The 13,649-nt window shown below is 69.6% G+C and carries 7 protein-coding genes; 1 reads left to right on the forward strand and 6 read right to left on the reverse strand.

Going from position 1 to position 13,649, the window contains the following annotated elements; all coding sequences use genetic code 11:
* Positions 1 to 257: 257 nt before the first annotated feature.
* The 5 genes from G5V58_RS18375 to G5V58_RS18395 all read right to left on the reverse strand — a co-directional run bounded on the left by G5V58_RS18375 (position 258) and on the right by G5V58_RS18395 (position 11,464).
* Positions 258 to 3,134, reverse strand: a complete 2,877-nt coding sequence (locus G5V58_RS18375; RefSeq protein ID WP_165235992.1) for a helicase-related protein — start codon at positions 3,132 to 3,134, stop codon at positions 258 to 260.
* Positions 3,131 to 8,359, reverse strand: coding sequence for a DEAD/DEAH box helicase (locus tag G5V58_RS18380; RefSeq protein ID WP_165235995.1), 5,229 nt, complete (start codon positions 8,357 to 8,359; stop codon positions 3,131 to 3,133). Before G5V58_RS18380 ends, G5V58_RS18375 begins: the two co-directional genes overlap by 4 nt.
* A gap of 132 nt (positions 8,360 to 8,491) precedes the next feature.
* Positions 8,492 to 9,232: a hypothetical protein gene (locus tag G5V58_RS18385; RefSeq protein ID WP_165235998.1), complete on the reverse strand. Its 741-nt coding sequence runs from the start codon at positions 9,230 to 9,232 to the stop codon at positions 8,492 to 8,494.
* Positions 9,233 to 9,556: 324 nt separating this feature from the next.
* Positions 9,557 to 9,994: a hypothetical protein gene (locus G5V58_RS18390; protein WP_165236001.1), complete on the reverse strand. Its 438-nt coding sequence runs from the start codon at positions 9,992 to 9,994 to the stop codon at positions 9,557 to 9,559.
* A 693-nt stretch (positions 9,995 to 10,687) separates the two neighbouring features.
* On the reverse strand, positions 10,688 to 11,464 hold the full coding sequence (locus G5V58_RS18395) for a sigma-54-dependent transcriptional regulator family protein (protein WP_230486732.1): 777 nt from the start codon (positions 11,462 to 11,464) through the stop codon (positions 10,688 to 10,690).
* Between the two features lie 354 nt (positions 11,465 to 11,818).
* On the opposite strand from G5V58_RS18395, the gene G5V58_RS18400 reads away from it, so the two are divergent.
* Entirely contained in the window at positions 11,819 to 12,202 is a 384-nt protein-coding gene (locus G5V58_RS18400; protein WP_165236004.1) for a MerR family transcriptional regulator, read from the forward strand.
* Positions 12,203 to 12,407: 205 nt separating this feature from the next.
* Here the strand turns inward: G5V58_RS18400 and G5V58_RS18405 are convergent, their stop codons facing one another.
* Positions 12,408 to 13,646, reverse strand: coding sequence for a sigma-54-dependent transcriptional regulator family protein (locus G5V58_RS18405; RefSeq protein WP_165236006.1), 1,239 nt, complete (start codon positions 13,644 to 13,646; stop codon positions 12,408 to 12,410).
* Positions 13,647 to 13,649: the final 3 nt, after the last annotated feature.

Here is a 13,649-nt window from a genome sequence, read left to right on the forward strand (position 1 = left end):
GTTAACGACATCTCCCTCACAACCGAGTCGCACGGCGTGAGCCCCGAGCAGCAATTCCTCGAGCCCCGCTTCAAGAGCGCCCAAGCTCGCAATAGCCACGGTTTGCCAGAGCAGGTCGCGCGGGCCTGCAGGTCTTCCAGACCCGGTCTGCCGTACCGCGAACTCATTGAACAGCGTGCGAGGACGCGCGAAGGGACCGGTCGCAAAGTTGCTCGCAACGTCTGCAAACACTGGCCACGGCGGGGGGGTTGGCATGGTCAATGCGTCCCTTGCGTCGGCATGAGCAGCTGAATGCTGAGCACGTCGACCGGGTGTTGGGCGGTGACGGTGAGGCCGCGTCGCGATGCCTCGGCCTCTCGGCTCCGACCGGACCGCGCACGGAGATGTGCAGAGAGCAGCCGCTCGGCGCGTGCGCCCGCGACGGCGTCCAGCTGAGGTGTCAGCTGGTGGAGCTCGGCGAGGATGCCCTCCATCCATCCCTGGGCGATCCCCTCGGGCACGTTGCCGCTGGGGACTGCGGACAGAAGGGCCTCGGCGCGATCGTCGGGCAGCCACACGGCTTGGCTCGGCGGGCCCTCGAAGGCCAGCACGCAGGCGTCTTCGGCGACTCGCTGGCGGGGACCCGACGGGGCAGGCAGGGTGAGGTGGAAGCGCAGGCGAAGCAGCAGGACGGTCGTGCGGGTGGTGACTGCGTCGGTGCGCATCACGCCGGCGCGCCGGGCTGGGCGTTCGGCGTCTAGCACGGTGGGGTCGAGCGCGCTTTCTAGGACGTAGCGGGCCACTGCCTGGACCGCGGGGTCGGTGCGTGCGATGACTGCGTGGCCGCGCTCGGCTGGTGGGTCCTGGTGGAAAGGCAGCGGGTCGAGCAGGCCGGTGGGTAGCGTGCTGCGGGCGCCGAGCGGGAGCGTGGCGGTGACGGCGGTGAACCCATCGTCGGTCGCGGTGACCGTCGAACCGAGGGTGCCGAAGGTTGCTTCGAGGAACGCGCGCAGATCGCCGTGCGAGCCGAGTGCGGCGCGCACCTCGTCGACCTCGGCGGACACCTCCTCCGGCTTGATGGTGTTCTGGGCGTAGCGGGCGCGGGACGCTTTCTCCTTCTCGGCGGCTGAGGTCCAGGCGGTTTCGAGGTCGCGGGCGCGTGTGTCGAGGTCGAGGTCGAGAAGCAGCTGGTCTCGGGTGTCCTCGCCGCGCAACAGGAGTCCCTCGGCCAGGGCGTCGATGACGCCCTGGCCGTCGCCGGGGACGGGGACGGCTACTCCGGTGGCCTTAGCGATGGCCCGGTGGCGGCGGATCAGGACGTCCAGGACGATGCCGTCGATGCCGTTGTCCTCGCCGTAGAGCGTGATCGCGCGAACTACATCGCGGCGCTGCAGGAACCGGTCGACCCGGCCCTCGCGTTGCTCGTGGCGCGTCGGGTTCCAGCACAGGTCGTAGTGGACGACCGCGGAGAAGCCCTCCTGCAGGTTGACGCCCTCCGAGAGGCAGTCGGTGGCGACGAGGACGTGGGCGCCCTCGGCGGCGGTCAGCTCGGCCACGCGTCGCTCGCGCTCGGCGGGTGGTAGTTCGCCGGTGACGCTGATTACGGTCGCCTTCTTCTTGAGTGCCTGGGCGAGGTGCTCGGCGACATAGTGGGCGGTGTCGATGAAGCGGCAGAAAACGATCGGCTGGTCGCCACCCTTGAGCAGGCCCTTGACCTGGGTGACTAGGGCCGCGAGCTTGCGGTCCTGCTCTGGTCCGTCGAGCTGGGCGGCGCGGCGGGCGAACTCGAGGAGACGCCGGCGGTCTGACGTGCCGGCGGTGGTCTCCTCGTCGTCGGTGATCGAGCCTGGCGTGGTGTCCATGCCCTCGAGCGCCTCGTCGTCATCGACGTCGAGGACCGCTGCCCGACCGAGAGCATCGGCCTCCTCGGCTGTCTTCGCCTCGATGTTGGCCGCCCGGGTACGCAGGGTGGCTTCAGCTGCACGGGGACTCGACGCTAGTGCGCGCAGGAGGGCCAGCACCGACCACCAGCGGACTCGGCTCTTGGCGTCGTCGTCGCCGCGGCGTACCTGCTCGCGCGCGTAGGCGAGGACGTCGTCGAACAGGTCTCGATAGGCAGGGGCGAGCGTGTAGGGCACGTCGAGGGTGAGTCGGTCGCTTGGGAAGGGTGTGTTCTCGTCGAGGTAGTGGCGGATGTCGCCGCGGCGCCGCTGGACGAAGTGCCGGGCTAGCAGCCGGCGGCCCGCGTCGGTGGCGAGGTCGACAGTGCGCAGGTCGGGGTTGCACAGGCCGATGAGGTTGGTGAAGGCCTCCTCGTCGCCCGAGTGGGGCGTCGCGGTGGCCAGCACGAGGTGTCGCTCGGCGTCGGCGGCGAGGTCGTGGAGCAGCTCATAGCGTTGGTGCCGGGAGCGCTGGCCCTGGCCGGACCCGGCGACGCAGTTGTGGGCCTCGTCGACGATCACCAGCTCGGGGCAGCGCTGCAGGAAGTCGTGGCGCCGTCGGTCGGACTTGATGAAGTCGGTGGAGACGATGACGTGCGGGTAGCGGTCGAAGAGCGACTCATTCATCATCAGGTCTCGCTCGAGGCGCTTGACGGTGCTGGTCAGGAGCAGCTCGGCGTCGATGCCGAACTTGGCCGACAGCTCGCGCTGCCACTGCTCGGCCAAGGCGGGCGAGCAGAGCACCGCTATCCGGCGCACGGTCCCCTGGGCCAGGAGCTCGGCGGCGATCAGCCCGGCCTCGATGGTCTTGCCGATCCCGACGTCGTCGGCGATGAGGAGACGGACGACGTCTTGGCGCAGCGCGAGGAGGAGAGGGACGTACTGGTAGCTGCGTGGGCTGACCGCGATCCCGGCGAGCGAGCGGAAGGGGCCGGCGCTCGCCGCGAAGCCGACGCGTAGTGCGGTGCGCAGAAGGGCTGCGGAGGTGCTGTCGCCGAGGTCGGTGGCGAGCGGCGGTGGGAACTGCGCCGGCTCGACGCCTTCGTCGGGGAAGACGCCGACGATGTCTGCGCTGCCTCCGCCCAGGGGTTGGAGCAGGAGGAAGTCGGGGGTGGTGCCGGGCAGGACCACCCACTCCCGGCCGCGGGTCCGGACCAGGCTGCCGACCGCCGCGTCGAAGGTGGAGCCTGTTGACTCGGTGCTCGTAGCAGTCATCGAGCGGTGGTGCTCCTTCCATGGCCGAACAGCCACTCGTGCCGGTCGGCGACGGCCGACCAGTCGTCGTCGTACTTGAATCGGACCACGAACCAGCTCGCGTCGACGAGCCGGCGTTCGGCATCGTGGTCGCGCTGCTGCTGCAGCTCGGTGTCGTGGTGTGGCCCGTCGAGGAAGATCGCGACGGGGTTGCCGGGGAGGTCGTAGATGAAGTCCGGGCGTGCCTTCAGCTCGGGCAGGGTGCGCTGGGCGTCATCGGGGAGCTTGCGGCCGGTGTCGTCCAGCCAGGCGACGAACTTCGCCTCGAGGGAGGAGTCACCGAGTCGAGAGAGCCACTCGCTCTGTACGGAGCGGTCTCGGCCGCCAGCGCCGGGCTCGACTCGCGCTCCCAGCAGACTGGTGAGGAGCTCGACGACACTGTGCCGGTTGATGCTGGTGTGGTCGTACTGGTTGGCATACGACAGCAGGCAGTCGTAGCAGCCTCGCTCGCAGCGCACGCTCCCGCCGGGCGGGGTGTGCAGGTCGGCGCCGGTGTCCGGGTCGTAGTGGATGATGGTGAGCGCGCGTCTGGCCACGCGGGCCATCGCGTCGGGGTCCTTGACGAGTCGGGTGAGCACGCCGGCGCCGCCCTCGGCCGCTTCGGTGAGGAGGAAGCGGCCTCGCTCCTGGGCGTCGGGGAGCTCTCGGCTGTCGAGCTCGGAGTCCTCGAGCTGGAACTCGGCCTCGATGGCGCGCTCGAGAGCGGCCCGCAGGGTGACCGCAACCTCGGCGGGCACCGTGCGTCCGGCGCGGACCATGAGCACGTTCCGGCGGTCCTGGACGTAGGGCACCACCCGTGCGCGGTCCTTGACGTCCTCGATGTCGGGGAGGTCGTCGGTGTCGACCGTCGTGTCGTTGGCCTGCTTGTCGCTGAGCCAGAGGCCCTCGCGCAGGTCGAGGTGGTAGCCGCGCTCGTCGGGGTTCTTGCGGCGTCGGCGGCCGACGTTGGCGATGCGGATGTCGGCGGCCTCGGCCTGGACGAGCTCGAGGACGACGTCGCCGTCGGCGACGGCCTGGGCCCGGACCCGGTCGGGTGCGTGGCCTCGGTCGGCGAAGCGGTAGGAGATCTCGAGCTCGTATCCGGACTTGCGGCGTTCTTCCTCGTCGCTGCTGATTCGCTCACGGCGGCGGGTGAAGACGGTCTGCAGTCGCAGGAGCCCGGACTGGGTGGTGCCGAGCCGGTCGCCGCAGTTCTCGCAGATGTCGAGGCCGGCCCGGACGGGGTGGTCGTAGCCGCAGCCCTCGCAGCGTTTGGCTGACTCAGTGACGGCGCCTCCGCTGGAGGTGCTGTCGGGGTCGCGCGGGAGCTGGATCCGGGTGACCTCGTAGCGGGCGCCTTCGTGGTAGATGAGGCTGTTGGGCCCGAACTCGCTGATGGCGACGAAGCGTGGTCGTTGGAGGTAGTCGCCGTCGACCTTGCCGCCGCGTCGCGCCGGGATGTAGGCAGCGAGGGGCAGGCGGGGGAAGGAGTAGCCGGGCAGGAATCCTTCGCTGGCGAGGTAGCGGTAGCTGTAGAAGTCGGTGGCGCCGGCCTCCTGGTCATCGTTGCGGAGCAGGGTGAGCTGGTTGCGAGCGTCGGCACGGCGGCGTTCGGCGATGCGACGGGCGAGCTTGGTCGCTGAGGTGCTGATCGCGAGCTTGTGCTGCTCGTTTACCTCGTGCAGGGCGGTGCGGTAGAGGTTGCGCCACCGCTCGAACGAGTCGTCGAACGCCTTGGTGGCGTTCTTCAGCTGGTCGTGGATCCAGGTGTCGCTCCACCAGGTGGGGTCGCCGCCGTCGAGGGCCCAGGTCTGACGGAGTCCGGCGAGCACGCGGTCGGCGCGTTGCTGGGCCCGGCTGGCTACGTCGGGCTGGGTCACGGCGTGCCACAGGTCGGGGTGGACCCTCAGCGTCGGGGTGTCGCCCTCGGCCTCGAGGAGGTCGGTGATGGAGGACCGCATCGACTGGTTGGTCTCGGCCAGCCAGATTGCGTGCACGTGGGAGCGGATGAGGTCTTGGTTGGTCAGGTCGAGTCGGGGTGCGATGACCGAGCCTGCGACCATCTCGCGCGAGCGGCGGAACCAGTAGCCGTCGTGGGCGTTGCCGGTCGAGCAGTAGGTCAGTACCAGCGCCTGCTGGCCGCTGCGGCCAGCTCGCCCGGAGCGCTGGGCGTAGTTCGCGGGCGTGGGCGGTACGTTGCGCAGCGCCACCGCGTTGAGGTCGGAGATATCGACGCCGAGCTCCATGGTCGGAGAGCAGTAGAGCAGCGGGAGCTCGCCGCGTCGAAACTCCCCTTCGCGTTCGAGCCGCCTCTCCTGAGGGACCTGGGCTGTGTGCTCCCGGGCGACGAGTCCGGCGTACCGCTGCGCCAGGTCTCGGTAGAGCTCGCGGAAGAAGGGGTTGACCCGCGCGGTCTCCTCGCCGCTGAAGGTTTTGCGGATCGGGTCGACGGCACCGGTCAGCCCGTCACCGGGTAGCCAGCGGAGCGCGCCCGCGTTGATACGGTACTCCGCGCCGTCCGGCGCGTCGTCGTAGCGGGTGAGGATGCCGGCCTGGGTAAGGACGGCGAACAGGTCCTCGATGACTGCTTGGGAGTCCTCGGACTTGAGGCCCGACGCGCTGGGCAGCCCCGCGGCGTCGCGGCGGAGGTACTTGCCGAACGCACCTCGCCCGGAGACTGCGAGCACGCCGCGTCGGCCACCGGCCCGGGCGGGGCGCGGGATGGCGACACCGGCCTCGACCACTCGGTCGTCCTCGCCGACGCTCCAGGTGTCGTTGAGATGGCTGCGGGTGAGCCGCTTGAGCCTGTCGAACCCTTCCTCGGTGAGGCAGTCGACGTCGACCGCCCGGACGCGCCGTAGCTCGTCGAGGAGGATCTGGCACAGTTCCTGCCGTTGCGCCGGGCTGATCTGGTCGAGCAGGTAGGTGTCGGTCCAAGAGTCCTCGTCCTCGGCGAGCTCGGGTAGGTCGCGGTAGGCGATGCGGAGCAGGCCGGTCTGTTCCAGGTTGGGCATGGTGACGCGCCAGCCGCGCTGCAGATCGACGTAGAGCTGGTACTCCACGATCGAGCGGAGCGCTCGTTCCGCGTCCTTCTTGGCGCTGAACTTGGCCTCGGGAGCCTGCGCGAAGTCGCGGGTGGAGAGGTCGAGCTTCCGGGTGACGGTGTCGCCGAGGGCCTCGTGGGTGAGCCCCTGCTCGCCGGCCTCGAGCACCGCGGCGTGGAGGGCGGCGCGGAGCTGGGAGACTTGGACGAAGTCGTTGAGGTGGCCGGCCTGCAGGCTGGCGTCCTGGCGGTTGTCGACGAAGGTGAGCAGCTTGCGGGCGCGAGCGGGGAGCTCGTCCTCGGGCAGGTCCTTGAGGGCGGTGACGATCGAGGCGCTGAGCAGTGAGACCGCACTCGAGCGGCCCTCGGCGTCTAGCGTGGCGAGCTTGCCGAAGTCGTTGCCGCGGACCTGCTCGTAGGAGACGCCGCACCGCATGCAGAACGCGAACGGTGTGGAGACGAACCACGCCTCCAGGCCGGTGCGGGTCTCGTCGACTCCCCCGTCGGTGCGGACCCAGGTCTTCTCGGGCAGGTACTTCTTCTTGCTGTCGACGATCTCGACCCGGTCGGTCACCGGATCGGTGACCAGCCAGGGCTCGGGGAGCCGGCCCGACGTGAGCGGGTCGTCGGGCCAGGGCAGGTCCCTGCTCACGTACAGGTAGCCGGTGACGGTGTCGCCGCCGCTCGCGTCGGCATCGCGACGGGAGACGAACACGCTGCGCCCGTCGGCCGTGGTCTTGGCGACCACGAGGTACTCCTGGCCGCACTCGCGGCAGAACCCGAGGGGCAACAGCACCTTGTCGGGTTCTTCCGGGACCCGCACCTGGTAGGTGCCCGTGATGTGGCGTGTGTCCTCGGGCTCGAGGGAGACGTAGACCGTGTCGCCCTTGGAGAGGAACTGGTGGAGCCGGAAGGCGAATACCGGACGTCCGGTGCCGGGCTGAGCGACATGGGAGCCCTCGCGCAGGACGTTCTTGAGAGCGCGCTCGCAGTCCTCTTGGCCGCTCTGGCTCAGCTCGGCCAATGTCTCGGCGGCTTGGGGCACCGTGGTGGGCGGGCGGCGTACCAGCCGGCCAGTGACCTCCTCGACAACGAGGCCGAAGGTGGTCTCCACCCAGCTGGCCAGCGGGTCGTTGACGAACTCCTCGAAGCCCCGCTGGAGCTGTACCTGGTTGACGTCGACCGCCCGGCGCAAGGCTGCCCCGTCGTGCTTGGAGTCCGGGGTGGCGCGAACCAGCGTCTCGCCGATGACGTGCTCGGGCCGCACCTGGGTCCCGAACAGCCGGGTCGCCACGTCGGCCACCACCTGTGCACGCTCTTCGATGGTGCCCTCGCTGGACATGGTCGCGCTTGTGCCGATCACCTGAAGGGAGTCGGTCGCGCACTCGTCACGCAGCCGGCGCACGAGCATCGCGACGTCGGCGCCCTGGCGTCCGCGGTAGGTGTGCAGCTCGTCGAGCGCCAGGAACCGGAGCCCCTGAGCCGCCCGGACGAGCTGGTTGCGCTCCTCCGGTCGGGTGAGGACCAGCTCGAGCATCACGTAGTTGGTTAGCAGGATGTCCGGCGGGTCGGCCAAGATGTGCCGCCGCTCGTCCTGGCTCTCCTGGCCCGTATAGCGCGCGAAGGTGACCGGCTCGCCGCCCTCGGGGTAGCCGAACTTGAGGAACTTGCTGAGTTCCTCGACCTGGCTGTTGGCCAGGGCGTTCATCGGGTAGACCACGATCGCCTTGACCCCCGGCCGTCGGGATCTACCTCCCCGTTCCCGGAGGACCGCGTCGACTATCGGGACGATGTAGGCCAGAGACTTACCGGACCCCGTGCCGGTGGTCAGCACGTAGCTGGCGCCGGTGCCAGCGACCTCGGCCGCCTCGCGCTGATGCTTGTGGAGGACCAGCGGGTCTCGCCCGGGGTCGTTGGGGCCCTCCTTGCGGCGGAAGATCCGGGCGGCCTCGGGGTGCAGCAGCCCCTCGTCCACCAGCTCGGGCACCGCTCCACCCGTTGCGAAGGAGGGGTTGAGGCCGACCCAGGGGTCGGGCCACTGGACGCCGTCCTCGAACTGCTGGTCGACGAACGTCTTGATGCGCTCGTCGCGCACCTCCACGAACCCGGAGGTGAACGCCCGGTAGTCCGCGATCACCTGCTCGTGGACCTTAAAGACGTCCATGCTCCCCCGTCTCACCAGTCACGTCCCTTGCGCGGCAAACCTATGTCAAGAGCCGGCGATTGGAGCAGACCTTCGGCAATATCAGCGACGCTCTGTCGCATCGAGTCTGAGGCCTTGCGGCTGGATCTCTGCTCAGTCCGGTTTGGTGGCGAGGTTGCGTGCGCGTAGCTCGCGCAGGGCAGCCGGGTTGAGCCGGAGCCGACCCTCGCTCGAGGTGAGGGCTGCCTTGGCCTCGTCGATCAACGCCGAAGGATAGGTCTTGTCCACCCACTCGGTGACCTGCTCGATGAGCTCGCGTCGATCCTTCCAATCCTTGGCCGCCGCCGAGCGGAGGGCAGTGTGGTCGTTCTCCTCGGTCACGACCTTGGTGTGTGCTGAGACCAGCAGTGCCCGCACCTGTGCAGCCGATGACGGCATGTCGAGCTTGTTCTCCGAGATGATGCTGGCAACCCAGCCGGTGAGCGCGCCGCGCATCATCTCCACCGGCAGGGCGGCTACCGACGCAGCGAACTCGGCGGAGCGCTGAGCCCGGCCGCGACCTGCCTGGGTGACTCCAGCCCCGAGCAGCGCCGAGCCGGCGCTTGAGGCCGCCGCGATCGTGACCATCCCGCCGACCATCCCGCCGGGCCCGAACGCAGCGAGGGTGGAGGTGAGCAGCGCGGCGCCTGCGAGCCCCGTGGGTGCGGCAGCCAGGATGCCGACGCCGGTCGCGGCTAGCACGGCGGCGCCGCCGAGCAGCATGAATGCCCACCAGGCGCCGCGTCCGGAGACAATGCGACGCGCTTCGTCGACGGCGTCGGTCAGGGCTGCGCTGAAGAGGTGATCGGACAGGTTCGAGTCAGGGCGCCGGATGCGGTCGAGCAGCGAGGACATGGCCTCCGACGCGTGCCGCTCATGGACTCTGATCTCGAAGGGGCTGACCGGGGATGCGAGTAACAGTCCGACGCAGAGAGGTACAAGCTCCTCGTCGGCCCATATATGGCGGACCATGCCTGCGGCATGGTCGAGGAAGTCAGAGCTGCTCGGGATTGCCTGCGCTTCCTGTCGCAGGTCGGAGCGGCGCTCATCCGCGCTGGTGAGGAAGCGTAGGACCGAGGACTTGCGCGCCGCGTCGTAGTCGCGTCGCCAAGGGTGCTGGGATCACAGGTGGGCGACAGCTGGAGCGCGTAGGCCGCGCTCAGCAGGTGGAGGTCCCAGTCATCGCTGTACCGCCGCGCGGGCACCGTGGGGGAAGCCGTGCTCCGCCCTTCCACCGACCCGTGGAGCGCTTGCGAGACCATTGCGCCCACCACGGAGAGAGAGGTAGTACTGAACGCCGTGGTTGCGTACCAGGCTCGGAAGGGTCCCGAAGTGAACGTCGACGTCGAGGGCCTCCGGAAACAAGCGCCCTACTCCCCTGCCTCCGGTGACCGGGTCCAGGGAGTCGAAGACGTTGACCCAGGAGCGCACTTGGTCGTATGGGAAGTCGTCGCCGGTGAGTTCAACGAACGGCCACCTGCCCCTGAGCGGAAGTGGACTGCCGATCGTGATCAATCCATCGATCTGGAGCCGTGGTGACAGCCGCTTGACGACGTCGGCTGCTACCACAAAGCCGAGGCTGTGGGCGATGACGACGGCTCGGCCGGAGTCCGGCATTTGGCGTAGCACGGTGTCAAGCAACTCCGCCCGAGCTGAGTCGTTGCGGCGGTAGCGACCCGCTTCGGTGCGCAGTTGGCTGACCGAGGCCTCTACCGCCTGAGCGGCGACAGCTGCCTGCTCGTCGGGGGCGAGCCCGAACGTGAGGCGCGACAGGGTCTGGGCAAAGCTGCGCGCGATTCCCTCCCGCTCGGCTCAAGCGACTTGGTATGCGGCGTGATGGGTCGCGAGATCGTCGGGCTTGCGCCAGCGGTAGCAGCTCAGACACCCCTTCGCCAAGGAGTTCTGCCTGGTAGCTGACCGTCACGACGTCGATGTCGCTGAGCTCTGGACGAGATGCCCCAGCTCAGCCATGACGTTGCTCAGCGGCTCGAGCCACACGTCCTCAGGCGGCGCACCGCCGACCCCGTGGATGAAGACCAGCGACTGGCGCCCTTCTTGGGTCACTGGGCCGACCACCTCCTGCTTCGTCCTCTTGTCAGAGTTTCTGCTTCACGGACGGACCCTCAAGATCGGCAATGTAGTCCTTGACGTAGGCCCACGGGGCCCTTCTCCGGACAGAGCCGGAGGGTACGGAACGAGATTCTCGGGCGGGAGTTCCGGCCATCGGTCCAGAAGCACAGGCAACTCACGTGACTGGCCGCATCACGTATGGGCGCAGGAAGCAGATCCGCTGCAGGTGTGTCGTCGCAACTAGCCAGGTTGGCGATGTCTGCCTCGCCACCCTCCAGCGCATCGGAGGGTGGCGAGGCAGACCTCGAGGACCTGGGAGTCGTAGGGGGCGAGCTCGCTGTAGCGGACGACGGCGTCGGGTTGGGGGTCGGCGAGGGGGGCTTCGCGGACGGCTACGGCGACGTACTCGGCGAGCTCGGAGAGGGCTGGGGAGTTGGTGCCGGGAAGGAGGTCGCCGCCGTAGGCGTCGACGGCGGCGGCGACGTCGCCGCGGCGCAGGAGGGCAAGGACGTGGTCGACGTCGGTGGCGACGGGCATGAGGAGGCGGTAGGGCCTGGAGCCGAGCTGGCCGCCGACCGCCGCGCGCAGGTGGGAGACCTCGGCCTTGAGGGTCGAGAAGGTGATGGCCTGGTCGCCGTAGAGCATGGCGTGGAGTTGCTCGAGGCTGAGCCCCTCGGGGTGCAGGGCGAGGAGGGCGAGGACCTCGGTCTGGCGGCGGTTGAGCAGCAGGCGCTGGCCGTCGAGGTAGGTCTCGGCGGTGCTGAGCAGGGTCATGGCCAGACCGGGCTCGTGGGTGGCCTTGAGGGGGGACGGGTGCTGGCTGGAGTGCGGGAGGGCGGTCTCGATGAGTCGGGCCATGACTCTTGCGGTGGCCAGGCCGGTCGGGTGGGTGCGGTCCCAGGTGGTGGAGAGGTCGATGACACCGAGTTTGGCGCCGGTGACAGGGTCGTGGACGGGCGCGGCCCAGCACACCCAGTTGTGCACGATCGGCGCGAAGTGCTCCGCGCTGAAGACCATGGCCGGCTCAGCCAGGCGCTTCGGGGCTCGTGGTGCTCACGGTGCGAGCTCCGTTCTGCGCAGGCGAGCCCTGGCGCTACCGGGGGACACGGGGAGTCGTGCGCCAGCGCCGTAAGGGCTCGGGACCGGTGTGGTCGGGCGGTGCTTGGGCTCGGGTGGACGGCGCGGGTGCGGCGTGCGGGACCATGAGCCGTGCCGACTGCGCTGTCGGCGTAAGTCTGCTCCGAACTCTACCCTTACGTAAGGGTAGGTTCGAACTCGACGGGAAGGGGAGGTGGTCTTGTGGGCGACGAGGCTGTCCCCGACACAACTCCTGTCGACCCCGGCGGCGCCGATTGCACCGGCTCGGGGTTCATGCACATCGGCGAGGTCGCCGCCCGCACCGAGTTGTCGCTGCGCAGCCTCCGCCGCTGGGAGGAGGTCGACCTCCTGGTGCCGTCGGGTCGGACCGACGGCGGCTTCCGCCTCTACACTGAGGAGGACGTCGAGAAGATCATGCCCATCCGTCGGATGAAGCCCCTCGGCTTCACCCTGGACGAGATGAAGGCGGTGCTGACCGACATCGAGGCGCTCCGCGACACCTCGACGTCCCGATCCGCTCGCGCCGGAGCACGTGAGCGGCTGGACGCGGTCCGCGCCGAGGCCGGCTCCCGCCGCCACAAGCTGGTGCCCCATCTGGAGATGGCCGACGAGTTCATCGGCCTCCTCGAGGGAGAGACCGGCGACTCCCCGCGCTGACCTTAGACCCTGGGCCGGCGCGCGACAGCGACGCGACGTCCGGCGCATGCACGTCGGGACCACGACGCTGGTCGTCCGCTGCTGCGGGCTCGCCCCCTACGACTCCGAGGTCCTCGAGGTCTGCCTCGACTCACGGAGGCGCGTCGGGTGCCAACCCCACCCAGCCGTCCCGCTCCTCGAGGGGCGGCTCAGAGTCGTAGGCGCGTCAGCGCCGTGCGACGGCGAGTCGGCCTTTGAGGAGGGGGACTGCGGGGTGGGGTTGGCCGCTGATGCGCTGGAGGGTGGCGAGGCAGACCTCGAGGACCTCGGTGTCGTAGGGGGCGAGCTCGCTGTAGCGGACGACGGCGTCGGGTTGGGGGTTGGCGAGGAGGGCTTCGCGGACGGCTACGGCGACGTACTCGGCGAGCTCGGAGAGGGCTGGGGAGTTGGTGCCGGGGAGGAGGTCGCCGCCGTAGGCGTCGACGGCGGCGGCGACGTCGCCGCGGCGCAGGAGGGCGAGGACATGGTCGACGTCGGTGGCCACGGGCATGAGGAGGCGGTACGGGCGGGAGCCGAGCTGGCCGCCGACGGCTGCTCGGAGGTGGGAGACCTCGGCCTTGAGGGTGGAGAAGGTGATGGCCTGGTCGCCGTAGAGCATGGCGTGGAGCTGCTCGAGGCTGAGCCCCTCGGGGTGGAGCGCAAGGAGGGCGAGGACCTCGGTCTGCCTTCTGTTGAGGAGCAGGCGCTGGCCGTCGAGGTAGGTCTCGGCGGTGCCGAGGAGGGTCATGACCAGGCCGGGCTCGTGGGTGGCCTCGAGGGCGGAGGGGTGCTGGCTGGAGTGCGGCAGGGCGGTCTCGATGAGGCGGGCCATGACCCTTGCGGTGGCCAGGCCGATGGGGTGGGTGCGGTCCCAGGTGGTGGAGAGGTCGATGACGCCGAGCTTGGCGCCGGTGACGGGGTCGTGGACGGGGGCGGCCCAGCAGACCCAGTTGTGGACGATGGGCGCGAAGTGCTCGGCGCTGAAGACCATGGCGGGCTCGGCCAGGCGGTTGGCCAGGTCGAGGGCGTTGGTGCCGACGCTCTCGTCGTCCCAGCGGCCGCCGGCCACGAAGTTCACGGTCTCGGCCTTGCGGCGCATCACGCGGCCGCCGTACGTCCACAGGATGCGGGTGTCGGCGTCGGTGACGGCGATGACCAGATCGCCGTCCTCGGCGGTACGGCGGAGCTCCTGCTCGACGTTCTCGACCGCGACCTGGAGAGGCGAGCCGCGCCAGATGGAGCGGATCTCGTCCTCGTCGACGAGGGGCGCTTCCTTGACGTCGACGGTGTTCGCCTTCACCGAGCGGGTCCAGGAGGTGAGGATCTCCGGGCGCACGATCGGTTCGAGGGCGTCGCCGTGCTCGACGAAGCTGGTCCAGGCGCGGACGGCTTCCTGGCGGCGTGTGGTGAGCTCACCCCGGGGCACGAG

It is taken from the genome of Nocardioides anomalus (assembly GCF_011046535.1).
Lineage (GTDB): Bacteria > Actinomycetota > Actinomycetes > Propionibacteriales > Nocardioidaceae > Nocardioides > Nocardioides anomalus.